Genomic DNA, 26,035 nt, shown 5'->3' on the forward strand with positions numbered 1-26,035 from the left:
AGCCCGCCTCGCCGCGATCTTCGACCGCGTACCCCGCCTCAAGAGGCGGGCGCGCAGGGTGAGACGAGAGGAGACGGCCGACGGCCGACGGCCGACGAACCATGACTGACGGGTGCGGTCCGCGACGGCTCGCCGCCGACCGCCCGGCTGTCCTACCGCGCGTCCCCCGTCGCCAACTGCCCCTTCACCGAAGCGGGTTCACCGGAGCCGGAGCCGGAAGCCGAGCCCGATCCCGAACCGAGGTCGGACCCCCCGCCGGTCCGCCGGATCAGTGCCACCCCGGCCACCGCGAGCAGTGAGGCTGCCGACAGGGTGTACAGGCCCCCGTTGGTCGTGCCGGTCGTGTCCTTGAGGTAGCCGAAGAGGGTGGGGGAGACGAAACCGCCCAGGTTTCCGATAGAGTTGACGACGGCCAGCCCCGGCGCGGCGATCTTCAGGTCGAGCCCGGACTGGGCCATCGGCCAGAACAGGGTGGCCGCGCACTTCCCGCCGACCGCGGCCAGCGTGATGGCCGCGAGGCCGAACCAGGGGGAGCCCAGCGTGGCCAGGAAGGTGCCCGTCGCGGAGAGGACCAGCGCGATCGCCAGGAACGGACGGCGGTCGGGGGCACGGTCGGTGAAGTGGCTCATCGAGTACATCGCGATCACCGCGCAGATCCACGGGATCGCCGAGAGCAGACCGACCTGGAACGGCGACAGTCCGCCGATCTCCTCGACCAGACTCGGCAACCAGAAGGTGATCGCGTACCCGGTGAGCGCCATCGCGAAGAACACCGTGGTCAGCAGCGCGACCTGAGGGTGGATCAGCAGCTTCAGCCGCGACACCCGGGGCGCCCGGCTGCGCGCCTCCTCGTCCCGTGCGACCGCCGCGCTCAGCGCGTCCTTCTCCTCCGCCGTGAGCCAAGGGGCGTCCTGGATGCGGGAGACGAGGAAGAATCCGGCGACGAAGCCGACGACGATCGACAGCATGCCCTCCAGCGCGAACATCCAGCGCCAGCCCGCGAACCCGCCGACCCCGTGCAGTTCCAGCAGCGCGCCCGTGATCGGCCCGGTCACGATGTACGCGGTGGCCGAGCCGCCCAGGAAGATCGCGCTCGCCCGGCCCCTGCTGGAGTCCGGCAGCCACTGGGTGAAGTACAGGAGGACGCCGGGGAAGAAGCCTGCCTCCGCGACACCGAGGAGGAAGCGCAGCCCGTAGAACATCCAGACGTTGTGGATGAAACACATCGCCACGATCACCAGACCCCAGGTGATCATGATGCGGGTCAGCCAGACACGGGCGCCGAACCGCTCCAGGAGCATATTGCTGGGCACCTCGAAGAGGGCGTACCCGATGAAGAAGAGGCCCGCGCCGAGCCCGTACGCGGTGGCGCTCACCCCGACGTCGGCCCGTAGCTCGTCCTGGACGAAACCGACGTTCGTCCGGTCCATCTGGTTGATGAGCAGCATCAGGACCAGGATCGGCAGCATACGGCGCAGGAACTTGCCGACCGCGCGGCCCTCGGCGTCGGGTATGACGACTTCTGACATCGTTGTCTCCCTCTGGTGATTCACATGTGTGAACCGCCATCACGTACGTAGGAATGCGGGAACCTTACGGAGCGCTCGCTTCCGGGTCAATGGGTTGGAATAGCGGACATGTATGTGAACCGCAGAGGTGTGTCAGAGGGAGTGGACGAGCAGCAGGGCGATGTCGTCGCTGCGCGGCGCGGAGCGGCGGGCGTGCTGCACGAGGGCGTCGGCGACGGTGTTCATGGCGTGCGGGCCGGACGGATCGGTGCCCGCGAGGGCGCGGGCCAGAGCGTCGACCGCGGCGCCGATGTCGACACCGGGCGTCTCGACGAGCCCGTCCGTGTAGAGCGCCAGCACCGAGCCGGGTGGCAGCGGGATCTCGGTGGACGTGTACCCGGCGTCCGGGTCGATGCCGAGCAGCAGCCCCGGCGGCAGGTGGACGGGTTCGGTGCGGCCGTCGGGGTGGCGCAGCAGCGGGGGCGGATGCCCGGCGGTGGCCAGACACGCGGTGCGCGCCCTCAGATCGAGATGGACGTACAGGCAGCTGGTGAACAGGCCGGGGTCCAGATCGGTGAGCAGCCGGTTGGTGCGGGCGAGGACCTCGTCGGGGGCCGCGCCCGCGGTGGCGTGGACGGCGGTGCGGACCTGTCCCATGAGGGCGGCGGCGTTGACGTTGTGCCCCTGCACGTCACCGATGGTCGCGGCGGCGCTCGTGGGGTCGAGCCGGATGAGGTCGTAGAAGTCGCCGCCGACGTCCATGCCCCGGGTGGCCGGGAGATAGCGGGCGGCCACGTCCAGCCCGGCGACCCGGGGCAGGGTGTGGGGCAGCAGGGCGGCCTGGAGGTTGTGGGCGAGCTGGTGCTTGGTGTCGTACAGCCGGGCCCGGTCCAGGGCCTGCGCGATCAGTCCGGCGGTGGAGGTGAGGACGGCGCGCTCCTCCGGGACGAAGGCGTGGGGCCGCTCGTAGGCCAGGACCAGGGAACCGACCGGGCGCCCCGAGGTGATCAGCGGCAGGAAGGCCCAGGCCGCCATGTCGTCCTTGAGGACGGCCGGGGGATGGGCGTGCTTGAGCTCGGCGAACGTGGCGAAGAAGGCGGGCACACCCGTGGTGAGGGCGCGTACGGCGGGGGTGTCCGAGGTGAGCGGGGCGGCGTCGAAGCGTTCCATCAGCTCGGCGGTGTAGCCGCGGTAGCCGATGATCCGCAGCCGGCCGTCCTCCGCCGTCATCAGGGCGAGCGCGGCGGCGCCGAACGCGGGCAGCAGCTGTTCGGCGACCTGGTCGACCACATCACGCACACCGACGGCCTCGGTGAGCGTCGCGGCCAGATGCATCAGGTGGTAGAGGGTGGTGGCCCGCCCCGGTGTAGCCGGGGAGGACGGCGGATTCGACCGGCGCGGGGTCGTCACCGGCGCGTGGGCGTGCTCCGAGTGGGTGGGCGCGATGTGCACGCTGATGCCGGAGGCGTCCGGTACGAGGCGGAACGACAGCCACCGGTCCGGCGGGCGCAAGGCGATGAAGGACACCGTCTCGCGGCTGAGCATCGCCGCCCGGTAGCTGTCCTCGGCGGTCGGGTCGTCCAGCCAGCGCAGCGCCTCCCACGGCTTGGCGCCCAGCAGTTCGGGGATGCCCGCGCCGAGCAGCTCGGCGGCCTTCGTGCTGAGGAAGGTGATCCGGCCGTCCACGTCGAGCGAGCAGCAGCCGCCGGGGATGCGTTCGGCGAAGTCGACGGCGGCCTGCGCCTCGGCCGGGCCGGCGGTGCGGACCCGGACCGGCGGCAGCATCACCGGCTCGGCGCCGGGCCGCACCGGACGACCGGCGTCCGCCGCCGCCCGCAGCAGCCGTCCCAGCCGGTGGCAGACGCTGGTGATCTTCTCCCGCTCCCCGGGAGCGGGCTGCGGCGGATGCGAGGCCGGCCACTGCAGGACCAGGCCGCCCCAGACGTCCGAGCCGGTGGTGATGGGGGCGGCGGCCAGGGTGAAGCGGTACGGCACGACCAGCGACAGCCGGGGATAGTGGCGCGCCAGCTCCTCCTGGCCGCTCACCCACACCAGCCGGTGTTCCCGTACGGCGTCGGACACCGGGGAGGAGGCCTTCAGCGCCACCCGCGCCCACGGCATGGAGATCTCCCAGGGGACCCCGCCCAGCACCGCCAACCGCAGCACCGGCTCGTCCGGCGGCAGCAGATACACCGCCGTCACCGAGGTACCGCTCTCCCGGGCCACCTCGATCAGCGCGGACTCCAGCGCCCGCGGACCGACGACACCAGGATCGGGCACGCCCTCACCCGCCCCGAACCGGTCCGACGAACCGCACACCCGGCCACCGCACGTCACCCATATGCGGACCATACGCCCACGGCCCCACGGCAGCATGCCGGTGGGACCCCCTCGGCGCTCGGCGGCGTGGGGTGCCCTGAGACGTCGTGAGCCGCGCGGCACCCGGCACCGCCGGTATCCGCCACCCCTTGCGCGCACCTCGTACGGGAATCCGCGCGAGGTGGGGTCCGTGGCCACCCTCCCGACCGGCAACTACGTATTTCCATAAGGCGAGTTGGGGACTGGAGGCCCTCCCGTGCGTCACACTTCCCCTACCGGTGTCACACCGCCCAACGAAGGGCGGGTGCGCGGGGTGGGAGTGCGGCATGGCCGGGTGGAGACCAGCCCTGGCCGCGGCGGCGGTGGCGCTGCTGCTGGCCGGGTGTACCAGTGGACCGGGCGACGAGAGCGACGCCAAGGGTGAGCCCGGCAGGACCCCCGCCGCGTCGCCCTCGCCCTCGACGACGCCCGTGAGCGGGCCGTACACGCTCGCCGAGGACCGGGCGCCGAAGACGCGGGCCGAGGCGGTCACCTTCGTCCGCGACCTCGACGTACGCCCCGACTCCTTCGGCAGCGGGTTCCGCGTACGCGAGCCGTTCGAGAGTGATCCGGCGCAGTGGGCCGTGCTCGGGCAGGACTGTCCGTGGCGGCGCGAGGCGCTGCCGGACACCGTCCTCGCCGGCCTCACCCGGGCCTGCGAACTGCCGGAACAGGACGGCAAGGGACCGGTGTACGTGTCGGTCACCGTCACCGTGCACCGGGACGTCGTGTCGGCGCGCCGCGACATGGCCGGGGCACTGGAATCGGCGATGCGCTGCCCCGAGCAGCGGCTCAACGCCACCGACCGGGTGCGCGGCCTGTACTCCCAGGTCGACGCGTACGGCGACGCGCGGTCCGCGATCAGCGAGGACGACCTCACCGAGAGCGGGGAGTGGCTGGCCGACGGCGGGAAGGCGCGTCCCTTCGACTGGTACAAGTTCCGGGTCGGCCCGGTCACCGTCGCCGCGACCGCACGGCACGGCGCGGGCCGGAGCGAGGACGAGGACTCCGCCATCACCTCCGACATGGCCAAGGGCGTGGCCCTCGTCGCCGCCGACATCGACCGGCAGGGCAGGAGCGGGGAGACCGGCGGGACGGGTGGCACGGCAGGCACGGGAGCCACCGCGGAACCCGCGGCGGAACCCACCGGGGAACCCACCGCGACGGAGGGGGCGGGACAGTGAGCGAACCGTTGCAGCCGTCCGACCCGTCCCGCATCGCCGGGTTCCGCCTGCTGAGGCGGCTCGGCGCGGGCGGCATGGGCGTCGTCCACCTCGGCCGCACCGACTCCGGCGCACTGGCGGTCGTCAAGGTCATCCGGGGGGAGAGCACCGGCGACGACGACTTCCGGGCCCGGTTCGCCCGGGAGGTGGATCTCGCCCGCCGGGTGGACAGCCCCTGGGTGGCGCCCGTCCTGGACGCGGACGCCGAGGCCCGCGACCCCTGGCTGGCCACCGCGTTCGTCCCCGGGCCCTCCGTCGCCGAGGCCGTCGCCGCGCACGGCCCGCTGCCCCCACGCGCCGTACGCGCCCTCGGCGGGCTGCTCGCCGAGGCACTGGACGCCGTGCACACGGCCGGGCTCGTCCACCGCGACGTCAGGCCCGGGAACGTGCTGCTCGCCGTGGACGGCCCCCGACTGATCGACTTCGGTATCGCCCGCGCCGCCGACGACACGGCCCTGACCGCGTCCGGGATGGTCGTCGGCACCCCCGGCTTCCTCGCCCCGGAGCAGGCCCAGGGCCACCCGGCCTCGTCCGCGAGTGATGTCTTCGCCCTGGGCTGCGTACTGGCGTACGCGTCCACCGGCACCCCGCCCTTCGGCACCGGGACACCGGACGCCCTGCTCTATCGCACGGTCCACGACGAACCCGAACTCGGCGGCCTGGAGGGCGAGTTGTCCGCCGTGGTCGCCCGCTGTCTGGCCAAGGACCCGGACGCGCGGCCCACCACCGAGCAGCTGCGGCGGCTGCTCGCCGAGGACGCCACGGACACCTTCGGCGACCGGCTCCCCGACCCCGTGGCCCGGATGGTCGCCGCCCGCGTCGCCGAGGGTCTCTGCTCGACGCGGGCCACCGGGGCGCCCGGGTCGCGGGCGAACACGTCCTCGGCGCCCCCTTCCTCGCCGTCGCCGAGGACTGGCGGATCGGCACCTCCCACACCGACGCGAACGCCGACCCCCGCACCAAGGCGTTCGCCGCAGCGTTCCGTGCCCGCCACGCGGGAGCCGCGCCCGGCCCCTGGGCGGCCGAGGCGTACGACGCCGTCCGGTTCGCCGCCCAGGGCCCCGCCTCCGCCGGCGACGACGGCCGCTCCGCCCTGCGCTCCGAACTCCTGCGCCCCCCTGGCAGGGCATCACCCGCCGGATGGGCTTCGACGCCGACTCGCAGTACATCCAGGTCGGCGACGACAGCGGCGGCTTCCTGTTCCGGGTGACCGGGGGAGCGGCCCGCTTCGTGACCCGCTCCGACGACATCGGCAAGCGGAAGCGAAGCCCGGCGATCAGCCTCCACCGCCCGGCCGCATCAGACCGGGCCGCCGCCGAACCCGATCTCGTTCCCGTCGGGATCGTGGTATGTGACCTTGCGTACGCCGTTCGCGTACGTCTCGCGGCTGCTGGGCTCCAGCCCCCGGCCGGTGATCCCGGCGACATGGCCGTCGAGGTCGTCGACGAAGACGGTGTGCAGGGCGTGACCGGCGCGCCCCGGCCGGTGCTCGACATACACATACCGGTGCTCCGCCAGCTCCCACACGGCCTCCGTGTCGTTCGGGAAGAACGTCGGCGGCGCACCGAAGAGTCGCTCGTACCAGGTGAGCGCCACGCTGTAGTCGTTCACGGGAATGCCTGCGAAGAGGACGACGGCCATGGCGCAATCGTAGGCCCGGCGACCGGCATCAGACACCGATCCGCGCGGCGACGACCGGGGCGAGCCGGTCGGCGATCGCGCGGTGTCCCTGGTCGTTGGGGTGTACGGAGTCGGTGAGGTCGCCGGACCCCAGCCAGCCCGTGGTGTCGACGAAGGACACCCGGGAGTCCCCGCCCGCGACCGCCCCCCGCACGGCGGCCTCGGTCTGCGGCACGAACCGCCCCCGGAAGGTCTCCAGGGCGAAGATCCAGGCTCCCGGATGCGCGGCGCGGACCTTCCGCAGCAGACTGCTGCAGGCGGCCTGGAACTGCGCCGAACTCACCCCGTGGCCCGCGTCGTTGGTGCCCAGATTGATCACGACGGCGTCGGCCCGGTAGCGGGCGGCGTCCCAGTCGGGTGTCGCCGCGTTGGGGTTGAGCTTGGTGTACTGCCGCTCCAGGCCCACACAGCCGTCCGTCGCCGCGACCAGACAGGCACCGCCCTGGGCGATCTGCGTGTGCTCGGTGCCGAGCCGCTCCCCGATCAGCCAGCCGTACGCGGTACGGGCGTTCTGCGAGCTGGTCGTGCCCACGGTGATGGAGTCGCCCACGAACTCGACCAGTTTCGTCGGCGCGGGCGGCGCGAAGGTCGTCGCGCCGCTGTCCAGGACCAGCCCCTGGAAGACGGCGTCACCGCGATAGGAGCCCGCCACCACCTGGTAGTTGACCTGCAAGGTGTGGCGACCTGGGGACAGCGCGGCCGGGGTCAGGTTCACCGTCCCCTTCACGTCGTCGTAGAACCGCACGGGCCCGTCGTCGATCCGCGCCCAGAAGTCGATCGTGCCGCGCTGCTTCAGCTGCACGGTCCGCCCGGTGAAGCCGACCCGGTAGTAGGCGCCGGCCCAGTACGGCGTGTACGCGGTGCTCGACGTGGTGGTGTCCCAGCGGCCGACGAACTTGATGTTCGGGTCGCCGGGCTGTCCGGGCGCCGCCGCCCGCACCGAGGCCGACGCCGTGCCGTTCAGGGCGGCGCCGATCACCGGGGCGAGCCGGTCCGCGAACTTGGTGTGGCCCGCCTCGTTGGGATGTCCGTTGCCGTCCTCGTAGTCGGCGCCGTCCGTCAGCCAGCCGCTGGTGTCGACGTAACGGACCCTGCTGTCCCCGGCGCCGTTGCGCGCGGCGACGGCCGCCCTCGTCTCTGCGACGTACCGCTTCTTGAGGGTCCGCACCGCGAACAGCGTCGCGTCCGGGTACTTCGCGCGCACGTCCCGCAGGAAGGCGGTGTACGCCGCCTGGAACGCGGCGCCGGTCACACCATGCCCGATGTCGTTGGTGCCGAGGTTGACGACGACCGCGCTCGCCCGGTAGCGGGAGAAGTCCCAGTCCACGGCGCCCGTACTGGCCGTCCTGAAGAACTGACCGCTCAGACCGGTGCAGCCGGACCGTGCGACGAGGCAGTACCCGGCGCGCGCGATCCGCGTGTGCCGCATGCCCAGCCGCTCACCCGTCTTCCACGCGTACGAGTCGAGCGCCAGCCGGTCGGTGAGGGCACCGGCGGTGATGGAGTCGCCGACGAACTCGATCAGCCCCGGCGCCGCGCCCGGAGCGACCGTACGGGCACCGGCGTCCAGCACCAGCCCCTGGAACACCGTGTCCCCGGACCGGTAGGTGATCCGCAGCGCGTGCGTGCCCGGGGCGAGGGGGCGCGGGGTGAGGTTCACCGTGCCGCGCACGCCCGCGTGGAACACGTCGGGGCCGCCGTCGACGCTGACGTGGAGATTGACCGCGTCCCGCGCCTTCACCTGCACCGTGGTGCCGGTGAACGACGTCTGTACGTACGCGCCCGCCCAGTGGGCGACCGCCGTCGTACCGGAACTCGTGTCCCAGCGGCCGACGTAGACGAGATGCGGATCGGAGACCGAGCCGTCGCCCGGCGCGGCGTGGGCGCGGGTGAGGCCGGCCAGTGACAGCAGGCAGACGACGAGCGCCGTGGTGAGGACGGCCGCCAGGGCTCGTGCGCCGCGTCTGCCGGACCTGTGGGGGGAGGTCAGCATGGGGATCCTTTCGCACCGGAGGTGGGAGCGCTCCCATGAGCAGCCTTCCCACGGAACCAGTGAGCCGGATCGCGGTCAAGGGGGCGTACGGTGAAGGAAGTTGACGGCGCGTGGTGAAGGAACCACGCGCCGACGCCTCGCGCTACGCGCCCGAGACCATCGCCAGCGCCTCGCCCCCGTGGTGCTCCGCGATGCCCCGCATGAACGCCCGGTCGGGGAAGTCACCGTCGAGCAGCCGGAGCGGACCCGCCGTCAGCGACAGCCGCTGGGTGAGGGTGTAGAGCGCGAGCCGGTCCTCGTCGAGGCCCTCCACCGCCAACGGGCGCCAGTGGCCGTCGGGATGGCGCAAACGCAGGAACACATGCTCCCACTCGACGTCGAAGTACAGCAGCTCGTCGATGTCGATCAGCACCGGGTGGCCGTGCCGGTCCACCAGGACGTGGTCGAAGCCCAACTCGCCGTGCACGACGGAGTATTCGGCCCGGGGATGCACCGCCGCGGCCAGTTCCCGCAGCCGTTCGTCCAGCCGGTCGCGGGCGTCCGCGATCCGCCGGTCGCGCGCCGCCGCCTCGGCGAGACAGCGCAGCGCGAAGGCGAGCGCGGCCTGCTCGCACGACGGCGCCGCCGCGCTTCCTCCCGCGTCGACCACGGCCACCTTGCCGAAGCCCGGCGCCCGATGCGCCCGCATCGCCTCCAGTGCCTCCGCGAGACGCGCCACCGTCGGCTCCGCCGCGCGCGGGTCGCGGTCGACCAGCTCCAACAGGTTCTCGCCGGGGAAGTCCTCCACGATCGCCAGGTCGGCCGGGTGGCGGGTGCGCCCGCGGTCGATCAGATGGATCTCGGGCACCCGCAGCCCCAGCGCGTCCAGCCGCCTGTGGGCCGCCTCGAACAGGTCGAGTCCGACCCCCGGCGAGAACGGGTCCGTGAGGTCGCCGTCGCCCTCGGTCGCCGGCCAGTAGTTCTCCGACTCGTCCCACACATAGGCGACCGCCGTCGTGGCGTCGTCCATCGTCAGGCGGTACACGCCCTTCGTGGTGCCGCCCGTGAGCCGCTCGACCGCCTCCAGCCGACGCCCGTCACCCAGCGCGGCCCGCGCCGCCCCCGCCCACAGGTCCCGCGCCACGTTCCGGTTCCGGACAGCCACGCCCACCACCCGCCTTCGCACTCGGCAACCCGGGCACCCTACGCGAGCCGTAGTCCGACGCCGAACGATTTACGCGAGCCTCGGCGTCAGCGGCCCTTGCGCACCCGGGCAGCCGCGCGGGCCTCCGCCGTCCTGCGGGCCTCGGCGGCCTTGCGGGACTCCTTCGCGGGACGGCCCGGACGGGTGCCGAGGCCGCGGAAGGGGGCGTTGCCCGTGGTGGACTTCGTCCCGGCCGGCGGGCGCTTCGCCCCGGTGATGGCGGTCAACTGCGCCTCGCCGGAGCGCACCTGGGTGACCGTCGGGCGGACCCTGGCCTCGGACAGCATCCGGTTCACCTCGCGCCGCTCGCCGTGGGTGACCAGCGTGACCACCTTCCCGGACTCCCCGGCGCGTGCCGTACGCCCGCCCCGGTGCAGATAGTCCTTGGCGTCGGCGGGCGGGTCGACGTTCACCACGAGGTCGAGCGCGTCGATGTGGATGCCCCGCGCCGCGACGTTGGTGGCCACCAGCACGGTGATCGCCCCGTCCTTGAACTGGCCGAGCGTGTGCGCGCGCTGCGGCTGCGACTTCCCGCTGTGCAGCGCGCCGGCCCGTACCCCGCTGGCCCGCAGATGACGGGTGAACTGGTCGACCCCGGCCTTGGTGTCCAGGAACATCAGCACCCGGCCGTCCCGCGCGGCGATCTCGGTCGCGGTGGCGTACTTGTCGGCGCCGTGGATGTTCAGCACATGGTGTTCCATCGTGGTGACCGAGGCCGCGACCCGGTCGACCGAGGCGAGCACCGGGTCGTCGAGGTGGTCACGCACCAACTGGTCGACATCCTTGTCGAGCGTGGCGGAGAACAGCAGCCGCTGCCCGTCGGGGCGGACCTGGTCCAGGATCTCCGAGACCTGCGGCAGAAAGCCCAGGTCGCACATCTGGTCCGCCTCGTCCAGCACGGTGATCCGTACCTGGTTCAGCTGGCAGTCCCGGCGCGACACCAGGTCCGCCAGGCGCCCCGGCGTCGCCACGAGCACCTCGACACCGCTGCGCAGCGACGCCTGCTGCTTGTTGATCGACAGCCCGCCGACCACCGTCGCCAGCCGTACCCCCAGCGCCTGCGCGTACGGGGTCAGCGCGTCGCTCACCTGCTGCGCGAGCTCCCGGGTCGGCACCAGGACCAGGGCGAGGGGCCGCTTCGGCTCCGCCCGCAGGCCCGCCGTGCGGACGAGCAGCGCCAGCCCGAACGCCAGCGTCTTGCCCGACCCGGTCCGCGCCCGGCCGAGGACGTCACGCCCGGCGAGCGCGCTCGGCAGAGTCGCCGCCTGGATCGGGAACGGCTCCGTCACCCCGAGGTCGGTCATGGTCCGCAGCAGCTCGGGCGGCAGCTCGAGCGCGTCGAAGGACTCGGCCGGCGGCGCGTCGGTGGGCTGCGGCGGCCCGGCGGGGTCGGAGTCGGAGGCGGACGGCTTCGCGTTCATGGGGAACCTTTCCTGGTGTGGCGCCCGGAACGCGCCGGGGCCCGTACCCCTCGGTACGGGCCCCGGCGGTGTCGAAGCGTGCCCCCATTTTACCAGCGGGCGCACGACCGCCGACCGGCCCGCGCGCCGCAGGCCCCGGTGGCTAGAACGCGCCGTAGTTGACCTGCCAGGTCGGCAGCCCCATCCGCCGCCACACGGCGACCACTCGGTCCCGGTCGTCCAGCGAGACCCGCACCGCGAACCGGTGCCGTACATGCCGGTCGAACAGCTCCGCCTTCACCACGTCGTCGCGCCGCTGGTCCTTGGCGGCCCGCATCCACAGCTCGTCGTACGGCACCTCGTGCGCGCGCAGCCACGACTCCGTCCGCTCCCGGTGCTCCTCACCGCGCCCGGAGAGCAGGACGATCACATCGCCGTCGGCGCTCCGGAAGGCGCGCAGCGCCCCGCGCACCGACTCGTTGAGGAGGTCCTCCTCGCAGCGCGTGAAGTCGTAGGCGCCCCGGTCGCCCCGGAGGGCGAGGGTGCCGTCGATGTCGCACATGACCGCCGGGGGCAGCGCCGGGTCGGCGGTGTACGGCTCGACGGCGGGCTCGTCGTTCAGCCACTCCGCCGTGAGCCGCCAGCCGCCCCGGCGGGACTTGGCGTGCTTGTCGGCGAGGAGCCGGATGATCTCCTCACCGACCGGCCGCTCCCGCTCGGCGTCGCGCCGCAGGCACTCCTCCACCGGTACGTCGGTGAAGTCGTGCACCACGAACGTGGCCAGCCCCGCCACCGCCGCCTTCAGCCGCTTCGGGATGTGCGGTGTCATGTGCGTGTTGTCCACGACGACGTCGAAACCGCCCTCGACGGCCGCGCGCACCGCCGCGTCCTGGATCGCCAGCACGGTCTGCTCGTGCGCGTACGACCGGCGCTCGGCTCCCTCCGGCCCTTCCGGCAGCGGGACGTCGAGCATCTGCCGCAGATCGTCGAGGTTGACGCGGCGCATCCGCCCCTCGGACTCCGCCTGCAGCTTGCGCGCCGCCGTCGTCTTCCCCGAGGCGGGCAGCCCCGTCATGACGTGCACCACGGGCACGGTCGGCACGATCAGTTCTCCTCGTCGTATCTGAAGGGGTCGGACGCCTCCGGCCGGGTGGAACGGTACGTCACGAGCACGGTCGGCCGCCCGTCCAGGCGCTGGAACAGGGCGGGGCGCACGGCGGCGTCGGGCAGCTCCCGCACCGCGCGGGCGAACGCGCCCCGGTCACCGGTGAGATGCGCCAGCGAACGGAACGCCTCGTCGATCGCCCGCTCCCGGTCCTCCACCTGCTTCTCGATGCCCGCGACCACCCCGCGCACCCAGGCGTCGAACTCGTCGGGCACCTGCTCCAGGAGCGCGTCCAGGGGCCGGCCGCCGGACGCGACGACGTCCTCCGCCGAGCAGTTGAGGGCCTGTGCGATCTGCTTGGCGGGCAGTCCCGCGAACCGCTGAATGCCGTGACCGCGCCAGATGTCCCGCTCGGTCACCCCGGTGAGCACCTTGTGCAGCCGTACGTACTCGGCGAACTTGGCCTTCGCCCGCACCCCCGAGGCGAAGCGCAGCACGAAACCCTCCGCGTCGGTGCCCGTCGCCGCGCTGCCGCCGGGCAGCCGGTTCCCCTCGGTCATCGCCAGCAGCTCGGCGAGCGGCAGCGCGGGCCGCACGGTGACGACCGAGCCGATGCCCTGCCAGCCCACCGCGGCCTCCGCCAGGGCGATTTCCGTGCCGTCCTCGGCGAACGCGGCCAGCAGCACCACGTCCCGCCGGTCGCCGTAGTCGACGACGATCCGGTTCTCCGGGTACAGGATCTCCGCCAGGTACGTCACCCCCGGCACCAGACCGGAGGTGTCCCTCCCGTCGAGCAGCCGCTGCGCCCAGGTCGCCTGCACGCTGATGAACGACCCCTTGGACGCCACCCGCCACCGGCCCGCGTAGTGGAACACCACCGCGAGGCTGCCGTCGACCTTGTCGTACACCTCGAACGGCTCGTCCGGGAGCGTCGGCGCGTACGGCTGACCCGCCTCGTGCTCACCGACGTTGAAGAACTTCGGCAGCGGCAGTGCGACGATCTCCCCGGTGCCGTCGTCGGCCACGAGTCCCCGGCAGCGCGTGGTGACGCGGTTCCACACCCGCTCGTACTGGCACGCCCTCGTGTACGTGAGGATGGAGATCGGCAGCGAAGGGTGGGCCTTGCGGGTCACATGGCCAGCGGCAATGGCTGTCTCAAGGTCGCGGAGGCTGAAGAGGTCAGAGAGCTGCATGGCAGCCCCCGCGAACGCTCTTGGACAATGCCGCGCTCGACCTCGTCGCCGTATCGCTCAACGATTTCGCGTGCCCACGCGACGAGATCACTCGCGCGTTGGCCTGCCGGTTGGGACTTGACCCAGAGCTCCAGGTTTTCTGGCCGGTTGTCGGGCCGGTTGTCGGGCCGGTCACCGTTCTTGTGGTGGGCGCTTTCTTCCGGCCGCAGCGGTCGACCGAGCTTCTCGGACAAGACCTTGCGGTGTTCGAGGATCCTGCCGTGCCGATTGGCGTTGGGGTGGTCCGGAGCAGATACGCGCCTGTAGCCCTCCTTGTTGACGTTTCCCGCGCCGGACGGGGCCAAGCCGCGGGGTGTGACGCCCGTGAGTCGTATGTATGCGTACCTGTGGTTGATACAGAAGCCCCGGCTGCGGACTTCCTTGGCGCAATCGTCGTCCTGGCACGTGTCGTGCCGGATGCCGGACTCAAGCACAGCGCGGACGCGGGCAATCCGGTCCGCGATGCACGGTCGGCATGTGATGCGAGAACGCCCCAGCGTGGTCCGGAGGTTGAACTTGGTTTGCGCCCAAGCGGTGACGGCGACTTCTGACCAACGGCGCTTCTTGAAGACGAGCGCAAGGTCGTCGCTGGTGCCGCATACGTCGCAAGCCTTGTCGGACAGTTAGGCGTTGAGCTGCCCAGCGCACCAGCGCGCGTGCTTTTCGGGTGTTGCCATGCTGTCACTTCACAAGTGGCTGCGACGAGTTGAGGCGTGTACGTGTAGATGGACAGTGGCGGTTCCGGGTGCGACTTCCGTGTGACGTGCCCCGCTTCGAGTGCTGCCGCGAGCTCCTCCGGCGGCGGCAGCGGCTCGTGAAGAGTCAGGTGGGCCCGGCTCATGGGTTCCTCCCCTTGGTGGTCCCTGATTGTCACGTGGGGGACGGGTTCGGCGCACGCGGGTTTTTCGGAGACCTCGCAGCTCAGTGGGCCGGCACCACCGCCCGCGACACGGCCGCCAGGAGTTTCGGCCTCCGCGCCCCAGCAGGAGACGATCACCAGGTCGCGGGCCGGGGCGATCCACAGCAGGCGGTTGCCGCCGTTGCCGCGGGAGCATCGGCCGGTGGCGGGGGCGGAGGGCCACACGGTGCGGTCGTCGTTGAGCCACCGGGACAGGCCGTAGTTCGGTTTGACCCGGCACGGCGTCCATGACTCCTCGATCCACCTTCGCGAGACGACCCGGCGCTCGCCCCACACCCCGCCGCGCAGGCAGAGGCGGCCGACGCGCGCCAGATCGAGGGCGCTGATGCACGGGCCGCCCGCCCCAGTGAGCACCGCCGGTCAGCGTCGACCCCGTCCACCGCCCGTCCGGCCTGTTCCCGTACGCCCGCGCCAGTTCCTCCCGGTCCCCCCCTACCGCGGGTCACCGGGCCGTCCTCCGCTCTCCGCCTCCAGCGCGTCCGCGGCACCCTCGCCGCCCGCCTCCTCCGCGTCCCCGGCCACTACTCGCACACCCGGCAGCCCGCCACCGTCGACGCGGCCCTGCACGCGCTGTGGGTGACCCCGTCCGTCACCCACACCGGCCCAGTGCCACGGTCCGGGAACCCGGAGTGAACGTGGCGAAGGACTGTTCCCAGGACTCGCCGGGCCAAGGTGATCCGCTGTGGGCTCACGACGGCCGCTCCCTCGGGTGTCCGTGCCAGGTCCCCGGCAACCTAGCCAAATGCGGGGGCAGTTGACCCCTCCTGGCGTCAAGTTCATGCCGTTCGTTCAGCAGTTCAGGTGAGGTGGTGCGTGCCGAGGTGGTGGGTGGGGAGATTCGGGGTGATTCCGGCCTGGAAGTTCCGACTCAGTCGAAGGTGTTCGCCCATGTCCCAGACCGCGCCCGTGCCGTTCGCCGTCGGTGTCCAGTCCGAGAAGCTGAGTCCGGTCGACATTCGGCCGCAGGACACCGACTCGTCGGCTCTGCCGCCCCTGCGGTTCCATCATCCGCGGGAACTGGAGCTGGACCTGCGCTTCGACGATCCCAGGAAGCCCCGGCACCGTCCTCCGCGCGACCTCGCGCGGGGAGGCCGGGCCGACTGTGTGCGGACCGACGAGGGCAGTGTCAAGGCCGAGCCGCGGGACGGTGACGAGTGTCTGCTGTGGGTGGGCGACGACAGGTTCGCCCTGGTCGACGTGCACTGGCACACACCGTCCGAGCACACGGTCGGCGGAGTGGCGTTCCCGATGGAACAGCACATGAAGTACCAGCGGGTGGCCGGTGACGGTGCCGAGGACGCCGGTGGGGCCGAGGCCGAGGACAGTGGGTACACCGTCATCGGTGTCTTCGTCCACCCGGGGCAGGCCAACGACTCCCTGGACCGTCTGCTGATGTCGGCCCGCCGCTCGGAGGGGCACTGGCCGGTCGACGGGGTCGGACTCGACGCGCTGCTGCCGTCCTGCACCGAGTCCTACCGCTACGTCGGCTCCACCACCACCTGCCCCTACGTCCCGGGAGTGCGCTGGATCGTGCTGACCCATCCCGTCCAGGCCTCCGCCGAGGCGCTGGCGCACTACCGGAAGGTGTTCCCCAAGGGCAACGCCCTGGAGACCCAGCCGCTCCGTGACCGGCGCGTCGTCAGTGACCGCCATCGCTGGTGGTAGCGCCGGTCAGGACCCCGTGCGACGCGGTGGTCAGCCGTTGTCGGGCGAGAGCGTGGCCCGCCGCACCGGCTCCCGCTCGGACGGGCTCAGCGGCAGCCGCGGCCAGCCGTGGATGTCGCGTCGCAGCTGCCGGTCGTGCGTGGCGACGACGACCGCCGCGTCCGTGGCGTGCAGGGCGTCGGTGAGTTCGTCGACGAGGGCGATGGACAGATGGTTGGTCGGCTCGTCCAGCAGCAGGACGTGCGGCCGGGTGGCGAGCGCCGGCGCCAGGTCGAGCCGGCGCTGCTGTCCCGTCGACAGGTCGGCCACCGGCTTCCCGGCGTCGCGCGAGGTGAGCGGACCCAGCGCCCCGAGCCCGACGACCTCGTCCTCCTTGAGGATCCCGGCGGTCACCAGCCGCGCGGTGTGCGCCTCGTAGAGATCACGGGCCCGCCGCCGTGTCGCGTGCGGCGACTCCTGACCCAGGAGGTGCAGTCGGACGGTACGCGCCCGTGCACCCGGCCCGGCGTGGGCGCGAGGTGCCCGGCCAGGACCGACAGGAGCGTGGACTTGCCCGCCCCGTTCGGCCCGGTGACGGCCAGCCGGTCGCCGGACGCCCCCGCCACGGTCGTCGGCCGGTGCCGGCGCCCGTCCACGCTCACCTCCTGGGCGCGCAGCAGCAGGACCCCGGGCCGGGCGGGCGGTTCGGGCATGTGGAACCGCCGGGGCGGCACAGGCGCGGTGACGCTGTGGCGTTCGAGGTCGTTCTGCCGGCGGTGCACGGAACGGGCCGACGCACCGGCCCGGGTGGCCCGTTGGTGCTTGCCGGTGCCCTTGTCCGGGCGCCACCCCGTGATCAGCCGGTTCTGCGCCTCCGGCAAGGCCTGATGGAGGCGTGCCTGTTCGGTCCGCCGCTGCTCGTACTCGGCCTGCCAGCGCGGCAGTTCGGTCTGTCAGGCCGAGCCGGCAGCTGAGGCGGCTGCCGGACTCGCGGGGCGCGGCGGTGCAGTCGAGGAGTTCGTCCTCCGGGTCCTCGCCGTAGTTCCCGGCGGCGTCGATGATCGCCTGGGACCACTGCCGCATGTCGTCGTCACCGACCCCGCGCAGCCCCAGCAGGGCGGCGAGGTCACGGGCCGCGAGCGGTCCGGCGAAGTCGGCGACCAGATCGCCCGAGCCCCGCGCGGCGAGACCGGCGAGCAGGTCGGCGGTGTTGCGCCGGAACACCGGGAGCCAGTGCTCGTCGACGGCCCTCGGCCGCAGCGGTGCCTCGGCGGCCCGGCGCAGCCGCCGGTGGGCGGCACCGTCCTGGCGCAGCAGGGTCTCGCCGATCGACCGCGTCATCAGGGACGGCTTCTCCGACGACGGGAAGATCTCCGGATTCCGCTCGACACGCGGGACATCCGCGTGCCGGGTCACCGGACAGCGGCCCGCCCGCGGCACCCGGGCCACGGGGTCGTGCTCGCGGAGGTACCGGTAGAGGGGACACGGGTCGTGCCGCAGACGGCTCGGACCGATGTCGTGCTCGGCGGATGGACTGACGGTCGTCGCCGTCAACGGGGTCCCTTCCGGGCTGCCCCTGTCACGCCGCCGACTGTGACCCACGGGAAGAGCCCCTGGTAAGCCCGTGGAAACGCGGTTTTCCTGACGCGCTTCATCAGGAATTCCGGATTTGGGGGCGGCGGCCGAGCACGGGGGCGGGTGCGGTGGTGCCGAGCCGTGGGCGGATGCGGTGGTGCCGAGCCGTAGGCGTCTGCGGCGGTGCCGAGCCCGTGGGTGGGTGGTGCGCGTGGCCGTGGGCGGGTGGTGCGCGCCGCCGTACGTGCGGATCTCGCGCACAGACATGCGTCAAAGCGTCGTTGACGTGCCGAGTCCCGCCGGACGACGCTTGACGCCGACAGGGCAGGGCAGGACAGGACGCGAGAAGGAGTCGAGGATGGCGACGGGTGCGCTGGACGGGGTACGGATCGCGGACTTCTCCCGGGTGCTCGCCGGGCCGTACGCGACGATGCTCCTGGCCGACCTCGGCGCCGAGGTCGTCAAGGTGGAGCGGCCCGGCACCGGCGACGAGACCCGTTCCTGGCGGCCACCCGTCGACGCGGCCGGGACCTCCACGTACTACCTGGGCGTCAACCGGAACAAACGATCGGTCGCCCTCGACCTCGCCACGGACCGGGGCCTCGCCCAGGCCCGGCGGCTGATCGCACGCTCCGACGTCGTGGTCGAGAACTTCCGCCCCGGAACCATGGAGAGACTGGGGCTCGGCGCCGAGCAACTGCGGGCCGCCGACCCGGGGTTGGTCTACTGCTCGATCACGGGCTTCGGCACCGGCCCCGGTGCCGCGCTCCCCGGCTACGACCTGCTCGTCCAGGCCGTCGGCGGCCTGATGAGCGTCACCGGCGAGCCCGGCGGGGACCCCACCAAGGTGGGCGTCGCGCTCGTCGACGTCATCACCGGACTGCACGCCTCGCTGGGCATCCTGGCCGCGCTCCGCCACCGGGAACGCACCGGCGAAGGGCAGTCGGTGGAGGTGACCCTGCTGGGCTCGCTGCTGTCGGCCATGGTCAACCAGGCCTCCGGCTACGTCTCCGCCGGGGTGGTACCGGGGCGGCTCGGCAACGCGCACCCCAGCATCGCCCCGTACGAGACCTTCCGTACCGCGGACCGGCCGATCGCCCTCGCCGTCGGCAACGACCGGCAGTTCGCGGCGCTGGTCACCGCGCTCGGCCGGCCGGAGCTGGCCGAGGACGACCGCTTCCGCACCAACCCCGACCGGGTCGCCCACCGCGCCGAACTCCGCGCGGTCCTGGAGCAGTCGCTGAGCGCCGGGCCGGCGGACCACTGGGCGGAGGCGCTGCCCGCCGTCGGCGTACCGGCCGGACCGGTCAACTCGCTCGACGAGGCCTTCGCCCACGCAGAACGGCTCGGCCTCGGCGCCCTCGCAGACGTCGCCGGTACCCTCCAGGTCGCCCACCCGATCCACCTCAGCGGCTCACCCGCCCAGTACCGGCTCCCACCACCGGAGTTGGGCGAGCACACCGACGCCGTGTTCAGCCCGTCCGAGGAAGACCCGTTCGAGGAAGAGACGAACAGATGACCACCATTGCCACCGCCAGGACGGACATCTCCGCCGCCCCGACCCTGGACCTCGACTGCGCGCACCTCTTCACCCCGGAGGAGGCCGCCTGGCGCGACAAGGTGCGCGCCTTCACGCGCGAACGCATCGCCCCGACCGTCGACGCCGACTTCGAGGACCGGCACTTCCGCCGTGAACTCGTCCGGGAACTGGGCGCGTTGGGCGTGCTGGGCATGCACATCCAGGGGTACGGGTGCGCCGGGGCGAGCGCGGTGTCGTACGGGCTGGCCTGTCTGGAGCTCGAAGCCGCCGACAGCGCCTGGCGGACCTTCGTCTCCGTGCAGGGCTCCCTGGCGATGTCCGCGATCGCCAAGTGGGGCTCGGAGGAACAGAAGGCGCGCTGGCTGCCCGAGTTGGCCGCCGGGCGGGCCATCGGCTGCTTCGGGCTCACCGAACCGGACGGCGGCAGCGACCCCAAGTCGATGCGGACGACGGCCCGGCGCGAGGGCGGCGACTGGGTGCTCGACGGCGCGAAGCGCTGGATCGGCCTGGGCAGTGTCGCCGATGTCGCCGTGATCTGGGCGAACACCGAGGACGGCGTACGCGGCTTCCTCGTCCCCGCCGGCACACCCGGCTTCACCGCCACGGAGATCACCAACAAGCTCTCCCTGCGCGCCTCCATCCAGTGCGACCTGGCCTTCGACGGCTGCCGACTGCCCGCCGACGCCGTCCTGCCGGGCGTCACCGGTCTGCGCGGGCCGTTCAGCTGCCTCAACGAGGCCCGCTACGGCATCATCTGGGGCGTCATGGGCGCGGCCCGGGAATGCCTCGGCGCCGCCGTCGAACGCTCCCGCACCCGGCGGGTGTTCGGCAAGGCGCTCGCCGAACTGCAGCTCACCCAGCAGAAGGTGGCGGACATGGCGGTGGAGTACCAGAAGGGCCTGCTGCTCGCCGTGCACATCGGCCGGCTGAAGGACGCGGGCGCGCTCACCCCGGCCCAGATCAGCGTGGGCAAGCTCAACAATGTGCGCGAGGCCCTCAGCATCGCCCGTACCGCCCGTACGATCCTCGGCGGCGACGGCGTGACCAGCGACTTCCCCGTGATGCGGCACATGGCCAACCTCGAATCGGTGCGCACCTACGAGGGCACGGACGAGGTGCACGCGCTGGTGATCGGCCACGCGGTCACCGGCCACCGCGCCTTCGCCTGAACCCCTTCGGCCACCCCGTGCGACGGGCGTCAGCCGCCGTCCGACGCGACCGCGCGCAGCCGGCGGATCACCCGGCGGACGGCGGGGGAGGTCTCGTCGCGGCGGTGCACTCCGACCAGCCGGGTGGTGAGGGACACGTCGGCCAGCGGGCGGTGCACCACACCGGGCATCCGCACACGGCGTACCGAGTCCGGTACGAGGGCCACACCGAGGCCCCCGCCGACGAGGGTGAGGGCGGCCACGAAGTCCTTGACGGGCGGGGCCAGCCTGGGCGGGAAACCACCGGCGTCCGCCACCTGCCCGAGCTGGTCGCGGAAGTCGTGCTCCTCGTCGAAGTGGGGCACCACGAACCGTTCCTCGGCCAGCTCGGCGGCGGGCACCGCCTCCAGGGCGCTCAGCCGGTGCTCCTCGGGGAGCGCGAGCACCATCTCCTCCGTCAGCAGACACACCGCCGTCAGATCCGGCGGATACTCCGGCCGCCACCGCAGGAACCCCACATCGATCCGGCCCGAGCCCAGCGCCTCCAGCTGCGCCGGGGTCTCCAGCTCCCGCACCCGTACGGTGACGTCCCGCTCGTGCCGTCCGCAGTCGGCGAGGACCCGGGTGAGTACGCCGGAGAAGGCGGCGGAGGCCACGTACGCGATCTCGGCCTCGCCCAGCTCGCCCCGGCCCGCCCGGCGGCCCACGGCCTCGGCCTTCGCGACCTGCGCGAGGGTGAGCCGGGCCTCGGTCAGGAACAGTTCCCCCGCGCCGGTCAGCCGGATCCGCGAACGGCGGCCACGGTCGATCAGCCGCACCCCCAACTCCGTCTCCAACGCCTTGATCTGGGCACTCAACGCGGACGGGGCCAGATACAGCCGGTCGGCGGCATGCCCGAAGTGCAGATCCTCGGCGACCGCCACGAACGATGTCAGCCAGCGCAACTCCACCGTCGTCCTCCTGTCCGACCCGCCCGTCCTGCCCGTCTCATGCGTTCCGGCTCAGGAAGCCGGGCTCCGTCGCAGTATCTTCCCTCGGGCGTCCGCGTCGAGTGAGGCGCCGCTGTAGGGGCCGGTCATGTGACGCGGAGGGCCGGCGCGGCCGGCGCCCCCCTTGCCGGTGCGCCTCCTCCGCTACGCGGCGAGCGCCGCCGGTTCGCCGAGGTGGGCGGCGGCCGTGCGCCAGGCGGCCGTCACCGCCGCGTGTGCCTGTCGGGTGCTCGCGCTGTGGCCGCCGGTCAGGCTGAGCGGCGCCCCCACGTGCACATGCAGGGCGGGGCGGCGCAGGGGCGCGGTGACCAGGCCCGCGAGCTGCTTGGCCGTGCTGCCGGAGGTGACCCGGCGGGCCCCGGCCTGGCCGACCGGGACGACGGGCGCGCCGGTGCGTTCGGCGAGCCGGGTCAGCCCGCTGCGGAACGGCTCGGGCGGCGCCTCCGCGGCGTCCCTGCGGAGGGGGATGCCGCCCTCGGCGTAGATGAGGATCGTCCGGCCGTCCGCCAGCGCTTCGGCGGCGAGGTCGAGCGCGTCGGCGGCCCGCGGGTCCCGGCGGAACACGGGGATGTGCCCCTCGCGGGTCAGCGCGCGGCCGAGCAGGGGGATGCGCCACAGGCCGGCGGCGCCCATGACGACCGGCTGGACGCCGAGGCGGTGCAGGGCGGCGAGGACGACGGCGGGATCGGCGAGCGAGGTGTGGTTCGCGACGACGATGCTGCCCGGCGCCCACGCGGATCCGGCGTCGGCGGTCACCGTGAGACGCCCGAGGACGGGCACCAGGACATCGGCGAGGCGGCTGAACATGGGGTCACTCCCGGTCTCTACGAGGATGACCTCATCGTCGGCCCGTGAGCCGCCCGGTTCCTGAGTGCGCGTACTCAACTCCACGGGTGCCGGTACCCAGACACCACACCGCCGGGCGACACACGCAACGGGCGGCTCACCCGGGGCGGCGCGTGTCAGGACGGCTGAGGTTTCCGGCCCCATGCCGAGATCATCGGGGACGTCGCCAGATCCAGACCGCCCGCGGCGATGTTGGTGAGGTGGGTGTCGATCTCCTCCGCCGTCGCATGGCCCTTGGCCACGAGCTGGTCGCGGACCTGTCGCACGGTGGCCGTCTCCAGCGCCGTACAGGCCGGGCCCGAGACGGGGAAGTAGGCGTCCGCCCCTACCTCGGTGAGGCCGGCCTCGCGCAGCAGACGCGGCAGGCGGCGGCCGTACGACAGGTCGGCGCCGCGCTCGGCGAGGAGTTCCCGGAAGCCCCGGCGGAGTTTGTTGGCCAGACGCTGCGGGGGGCCGGACTCGTCGGGGCAGATCAGCGGTTGGAGCGCGGGGTCGGCGTCCTCCAGCAGCAGCCATCCACCGGGGCGCAGAGCACCGGTCATCACCCGCAGGGCGCGTGCGCGGTCGGCGACGTGGACGAGGACCAGCCGGGCGTGCACGAGGTCGAAGAGACCTGGCGGGGGCGCGTCGGCGGCGACGTCATGGCGGCGCACCTCCACCTGAGGTGCCACCGCGTCCGCCGTCCACGAGGTGTCGATGTCGGTGGCGAGCACATACCCCGTGGGCCCGACGCGCTCGGCGAGGCCCCGTACCACCGACGAGCCCCCGGCCCCCACCTCCCAGCAGCGCCAACCCGGTGCGATCCCGAGGCCTTCGACATGCCGGAACGTGGACGGGTCGAACAGCGCGCCGAGCGCGTCGAAGCGCTCACCCGCCTCGGACCGCCGGTTGTCGAGGAGATAGCCGTCCTCGGAGTGCTGGGTCATGTCCCGATCATGCCTCCGCCGGGCGCGCCGACGGGACACGGGCCCCGGTTCGTCAGGCGCTGATCGTCAGCTCCCCCCGCCGCACCCCGTACGACAGCGGCAGCCCGGTGGTGAGCCGTTCCAGTTCCTCCACGACGGTGCCGCCGAGGCGGGCCAGTTCGTTGCCGAGGGAGCCGGCGATGTGGGGGGTGAGGAAGACGTTGGGGAGGTGGTGGAGGGGGGAGTCCGCGGGGAGCGGCTCGGGTTCGGTGACGTCGAGCACCGCGCTGATCCGGCCGCCGACCAGTTCGGCGGTGAGCGCCTCGGGGTCCACCAGGGCACCGCGCGAGGTGTTGATCAGCACACCGCCGTCGGGGATGAGCGCCAGCCGGTCGCGGCTGAGCATCCGGTGGGTCTCGGGGGTGTCGGGCGCGTGCACGCTGACGATGTCGCTGGTGCGCAGCAGTTCGTCGAGGGGGAGGGGCACCGCGCCGAGCGCCGCCGCCTCGGCCGGGTCCACGTAGGGGTCGTACAGGCCGACGGTGAGGTCGAAGGGGCGCAGCAGTTCCAGCACGCGGCGGCCCACGCGTGACGCGCCGATGATCCCGACCCGCCGGCCCAGGTTGCCGACCGCCGTGTACTCGTCGGGCGCGGGGTACACCCGCTCGGCCCGGAAGCGTTCCCGGAGGCCGAAGGCGTCCTTGCCGGCGAGCAGGATCGTGGCGAGCGTGTACTCGGCCACGGGCAGCGCGTTGGCCAGGACGGCGCTGGAGACGGTGAGCCCCCGCTCCCACACGGCGTCGCCGACGAGCCCGCGCACACTGCCGGCCGCGTGCAGCACGGTCCGCAGCCGGGGCGCCGCGTCCAGGACCTCCGCGTCGACGTGCGGACAGCCCCAGCCGGTGATCAGCACCTCCGCCCGCGCCAGCGCGGGGGCGGCGGACGGATCGCCGAAGTCCTGGACGACGAGTCCGGGATCGATCGTCACGCACTGCCGCAGCCGGTCCATGAGGGGCGACGGGAAGAGCGCCGGCAGATGCACCGGGTTCATGGCGAAGACGGCACGGGGAAGCGAGTGCGGGGGCATGGCGCTCCTGCTGGGACGGGGAAAGGGAAGGTAAACGGTTACCAAGTTAGGGAGTCTTCGGTGGGCAGGTCAATGTGCGATCGTCCGTCATTCTGTGTGAGGGCGAAATCTACTGTAAGTGATGCCACCGTGAAGAAGTGCAGGTGGAAGGCGGCTTGCCGGTAACGCTGTTGAAAGTTAGACGAAACAAACCGGCCTCGCCTCTTGTGGTTTTGGCCACCGGCGTCCTACCGTCCACAACAACCGGTTACTGTCCCGACCGCGCCGGTTCCCCCACCCCAAGCGCCGTCCTGTTCCGTCCGTGGAGGACCGATGTCCCAGTTCCGTGCCAGAGCCCTCGCCCCGGTGGCCGCCGCGGCCTCCCTGTCCCTGCTGCTGGCCGCCTGCGGGGGCGGCGACGCCGAATCCGACTCCGCCACGAAGGCCACCAAGGGCAAGGTCACCCTGGAGTTCTGGAGCTGGACCGACGGCATCGAGGCCCAGACGAAGGTGTGGAACAAGGCCCACCCCGACACCCAGGTCAAGTTCGTCAACCCCGCGGGCGAGACGGCGTACCAGAAGCTGCGCGCCGCGGTGAACGCCGGCACCGCGCCCTGTCTGTCGAAGATGGACGGGATGAACCTGGCGAACTTCGCCGCCGACGGACTGCTCACCGATGTCACCAAGGTCGCCGCGCCCTACAAGGACAAGTACACGGCCGCCGCGTGGAACGCGGTCAGCCCCGGCGGCACCACCTTCGGCATCCCCATGGGCTCCTCGCCGCTGTTCACCGCCTACCGCGCGGACCTGTTCGAGAAGTACGGCATCGAGGCGCCGAAGACCTGGGACGACCTGATCACCGCCGGCCAGAAGGCGCAGAAGGAGAACAAGAAGGTCAAGATCTTCAACATGGCCGGTGAGGACCCGTCCACCCTGGTCGACCTGTCCTGGGAGGCCGGGGCCCAGTGGTACAAGGTGGAGGGCGACCACTGGGTCGTCGACTTCACCTCGCCCGAGGCGCTGAAGGCGGGCGACATCGTGCAGCGGCTGGTCGACAACGACCTCGCCTCCAACGCCTCCTACGCCGACCCGGGCGTCTTCAGGACCTGGGACCTCGGCACGACCATCGCGATGACGACATCGACCTGGCAGCTGCCGATCTACGACACCAACTTCCCCAAGTCCAAGGGGAAGTGGCAGCTCGCGGACTCACCGGTCTTCGACACCGCCGCGCCGCGGACCTCCTCCAACTTCGACGTCCTGGCCGTCCTCAAGGGCTGCGAGTACCCCGACCGGGCCGCCGAGTTCGCCTCCTGGCTGTCCAGCGGCGAGGAGTCGCTGACCACCCTCACCGACCCCGCCTCCAAGTCCGGCCTCTTCCCGGCCGTCCCGGACGTCTCCCCGTACGTCGACAAGATCATCCCCACCGGGATGTTCAACGGGAGGTCGGACAGCGCGAAGGTGATCACCGACGCCGCCTCCCGGGTCGGTGACCAGTGGCAGTACGGGCCGAACTACGCGGCCATGTACTCCGAGATGCAGAAGCAGTGGGGCAAGGTCATGAAGAAGGAACTCACGGTCGCCGAGATGCTCAAGAGCCTGGAGAAGTGGACCGTCGACGACCTCAACGGCAAGGGCGTCAAGGCCGTCGCCGCCGGCTGACGTCCGCGCGCTGGCGGGGCCGCCGTGCCCCGCCCGCGGCCCGTCGACCCACCCTCGTC

The 26,035-nt window shown here is 72.4% G+C and carries 21 protein-coding genes and 1 pseudogene; 6 read left to right on the forward strand and 16 right to left on the reverse strand.

Features of this window, described 5'->3' with window-relative positions; translation table 11 throughout:
• Positions 1-152: 152 nt before the first annotated feature.
• Both F9278_RS44090 and F9278_RS44095 read right to left on the reverse strand, forming a co-directional pair.
• Positions 153-1,529, reverse strand: coding sequence for an MFS transporter (locus tag F9278_RS44090; protein ID WP_152173331.1), 1,377 nt, complete (start codon positions 1,527-1,529; stop codon positions 153-155).
• 132 nt (positions 1,530-1,661) lie between these two features.
• Positions 1,662-3,860, reverse strand: coding sequence for a SpoIIE family protein phosphatase (locus tag F9278_RS44095; protein WP_152173332.1), 2,199 nt, complete (start codon positions 3,858-3,860; stop codon positions 1,662-1,664).
• Between the two features lie 293 nt (positions 3,861-4,153).
• Here F9278_RS44095 and F9278_RS44100 point away from each other — a divergent pair, with 293 nt between their 5' ends.
• Complete coding sequence (locus tag F9278_RS44100) at positions 4,154-5,050, forward strand: hypothetical protein (protein WP_226967202.1); 897 nt, start codon at positions 4,154-4,156, stop codon at positions 5,048-5,050.
• Positions 5,047-5,922: pseudogene (locus F9278_RS44105) on the forward strand (serine/threonine-protein kinase); the annotation flags it as partial. The gene F9278_RS44100 and the pseudogene F9278_RS44105, both read left to right, overlap by 4 nt.
• A gap of 466 nt (positions 5,923-6,388) precedes the next feature.
• Here the strand turns inward: F9278_RS44105 and F9278_RS44110 are convergent.
• From F9278_RS44110 to F9278_RS48335, 8 genes are all read right to left on the reverse strand, one after another.
• The gene (locus F9278_RS44110) at positions 6,389-6,730 is read right to left on the reverse strand and encodes a VOC family protein (protein WP_152173333.1); all 342 of its coding nucleotides are present in this window, start codon (positions 6,728-6,730) and stop codon (positions 6,389-6,391) included.
• A gap of 28 nt (positions 6,731-6,758) precedes the next feature.
• Positions 6,759-8,762: a GDSL-type esterase/lipase family protein gene (locus F9278_RS44115; RefSeq protein ID WP_152173334.1), complete on the reverse strand. Its 2,004-nt coding sequence runs from the start codon at positions 8,760-8,762 to the stop codon at positions 6,759-6,761.
• Positions 8,763-8,904: 142 nt separating this feature from the next.
• Complete coding sequence (locus tag F9278_RS44120) at positions 8,905-9,906, reverse strand: phosphotransferase family protein (RefSeq protein ID WP_404818993.1); 1,002 nt, start codon at positions 9,904-9,906, stop codon at positions 8,905-8,907.
• A gap of 86 nt (positions 9,907-9,992) precedes the next feature.
• The gene (locus F9278_RS44125; protein ID WP_152173335.1) at positions 9,993-11,366 is read right to left on the reverse strand and encodes a DEAD/DEAH box helicase; all 1,374 of its coding nucleotides are present in this window, start codon (positions 11,364-11,366) and stop codon (positions 9,993-9,995) included.
• A gap of 142 nt (positions 11,367-11,508) precedes the next feature.
• A complete protein-coding gene (locus F9278_RS44130; RefSeq protein ID WP_226967203.1) occupies positions 11,509-12,447 on the reverse strand; it encodes a phosphatase domain-containing protein in 939 nt (312 codons plus the stop codon).
• A gap of 2 nt (positions 12,448-12,449) precedes the next feature.
• Positions 12,450-13,643, reverse strand: a complete 1,194-nt coding sequence (locus F9278_RS44135) for an RNA ligase (protein WP_152173336.1) — start codon at positions 13,641-13,643, stop codon at positions 12,450-12,452.
• A complete protein-coding gene (locus F9278_RS46605; protein WP_193241915.1) occupies positions 13,580-13,987 on the reverse strand; it encodes a hypothetical protein in 408 nt (135 codons plus the stop codon). Before F9278_RS46605 ends, F9278_RS44135 begins: the two co-directional genes overlap by 64 nt.
• Positions 13,988-15,033: 1,046 nt before the next feature.
• Positions 15,034-15,168, reverse strand: coding sequence for a hypothetical protein (locus tag F9278_RS48335; protein WP_264300196.1), 135 nt, complete (start codon positions 15,166-15,168; stop codon positions 15,034-15,036).
• Between the two features lie 321 nt (positions 15,169-15,489).
• Between F9278_RS48335 and F9278_RS44150 the strand changes: the two genes are divergently transcribed.
• Positions 15,490-16,266 carry a carbonic anhydrase family protein gene (locus tag F9278_RS44150; protein ID WP_152173337.1) on the forward strand — a complete coding sequence of 259 codons (777 nt, stop codon included), beginning with the start codon at positions 15,490-15,492 and terminating at the stop codon, positions 16,264-16,266.
• 30 nt (positions 16,267-16,296) lie between these two features.
• Here the strand turns inward: F9278_RS44150 and F9278_RS47880 are convergent, their stop codons facing one another.
• Together F9278_RS47880 and F9278_RS48570 are read right to left on the reverse strand one after the other, a co-directional pair.
• Positions 16,297-16,659, reverse strand: coding sequence for an ATP-binding cassette domain-containing protein (locus F9278_RS47880; RefSeq protein ID WP_226967204.1), 363 nt, complete (start codon positions 16,657-16,659; stop codon positions 16,297-16,299).
• Complete coding sequence (locus tag F9278_RS48570; protein WP_319023154.1) at positions 16,656-16,958, reverse strand: ATP-binding cassette domain-containing protein; 303 nt, start codon at positions 16,956-16,958, stop codon at positions 16,656-16,658. The genes F9278_RS47880 and F9278_RS48570 overlap by 4 nt, the downstream gene beginning before the upstream one ends.
• Positions 16,959-18,178: 1,220 nt before the next feature.
• Here F9278_RS48570 and F9278_RS44165 point away from each other — a divergent pair.
• Positions 18,179-19,339: a CaiB/BaiF CoA transferase family protein gene (locus tag F9278_RS44165; RefSeq protein ID WP_152173338.1), complete on the forward strand. Its 1,161-nt coding sequence runs from the start codon at positions 18,179-18,181 to the stop codon at positions 19,337-19,339.
• Positions 19,336-20,529 (forward strand): acyl-CoA dehydrogenase family protein, encoded by a 1,194-nt coding sequence (locus tag F9278_RS44170; protein WP_193241916.1) that lies wholly within the window; start codon positions 19,336-19,338, stop codon positions 20,527-20,529. The genes F9278_RS44165 and F9278_RS44170 overlap by 4 nt, the downstream gene beginning before the upstream one ends.
• A gap of 29 nt (positions 20,530-20,558) precedes the next feature.
• Here the strand turns inward: F9278_RS44170 and F9278_RS44175 are convergent, their stop codons facing one another.
• The 4 genes from F9278_RS44175 to F9278_RS44190 form a co-directional block, all read right to left on the reverse strand.
• Positions 20,559-21,458, reverse strand: coding sequence for a LysR family transcriptional regulator (locus F9278_RS44175; RefSeq protein WP_152173339.1), 900 nt, complete (start codon positions 21,456-21,458; stop codon positions 20,559-20,561).
• A gap of 183 nt (positions 21,459-21,641) precedes the next feature.
• A complete protein-coding gene (locus F9278_RS44180; protein ID WP_152173340.1) occupies positions 21,642-22,304 on the reverse strand; it encodes a lysophospholipid acyltransferase family protein in 663 nt (220 codons plus the stop codon).
• A 155-nt stretch (positions 22,305-22,459) separates the two neighbouring features.
• The gene (locus F9278_RS44185) at positions 22,460-23,269 is read right to left on the reverse strand and encodes a methyltransferase domain-containing protein (RefSeq protein WP_152173341.1); all 810 of its coding nucleotides are present in this window, start codon (positions 23,267-23,269) and stop codon (positions 22,460-22,462) included.
• 52 nt (positions 23,270-23,321) lie between these two features.
• Positions 23,322-24,335, reverse strand: coding sequence for a hydroxyacid dehydrogenase (locus F9278_RS44190; protein ID WP_152173342.1), 1,014 nt, complete (start codon positions 24,333-24,335; stop codon positions 23,322-23,324).
• Between the two features lie 312 nt (positions 24,336-24,647).
• Between F9278_RS44190 and F9278_RS44195 the strand changes: the two genes are divergently transcribed.
• On the forward strand, positions 24,648-25,976 hold the full coding sequence (locus tag F9278_RS44195) for an ABC transporter substrate-binding protein (protein ID WP_152173343.1): 1,329 nt from the start codon (positions 24,648-24,650) through the stop codon (positions 25,974-25,976).
• Positions 25,977-26,035: the final 59 nt, after the last annotated feature.

Origin of the sequence: Streptomyces phaeolivaceus, assembly GCF_009184865.1 — a bacterium.
Classification (GTDB): domain Bacteria; phylum Actinomycetota; class Actinomycetes; order Streptomycetales; family Streptomycetaceae; genus Streptomyces; species Streptomyces phaeolivaceus.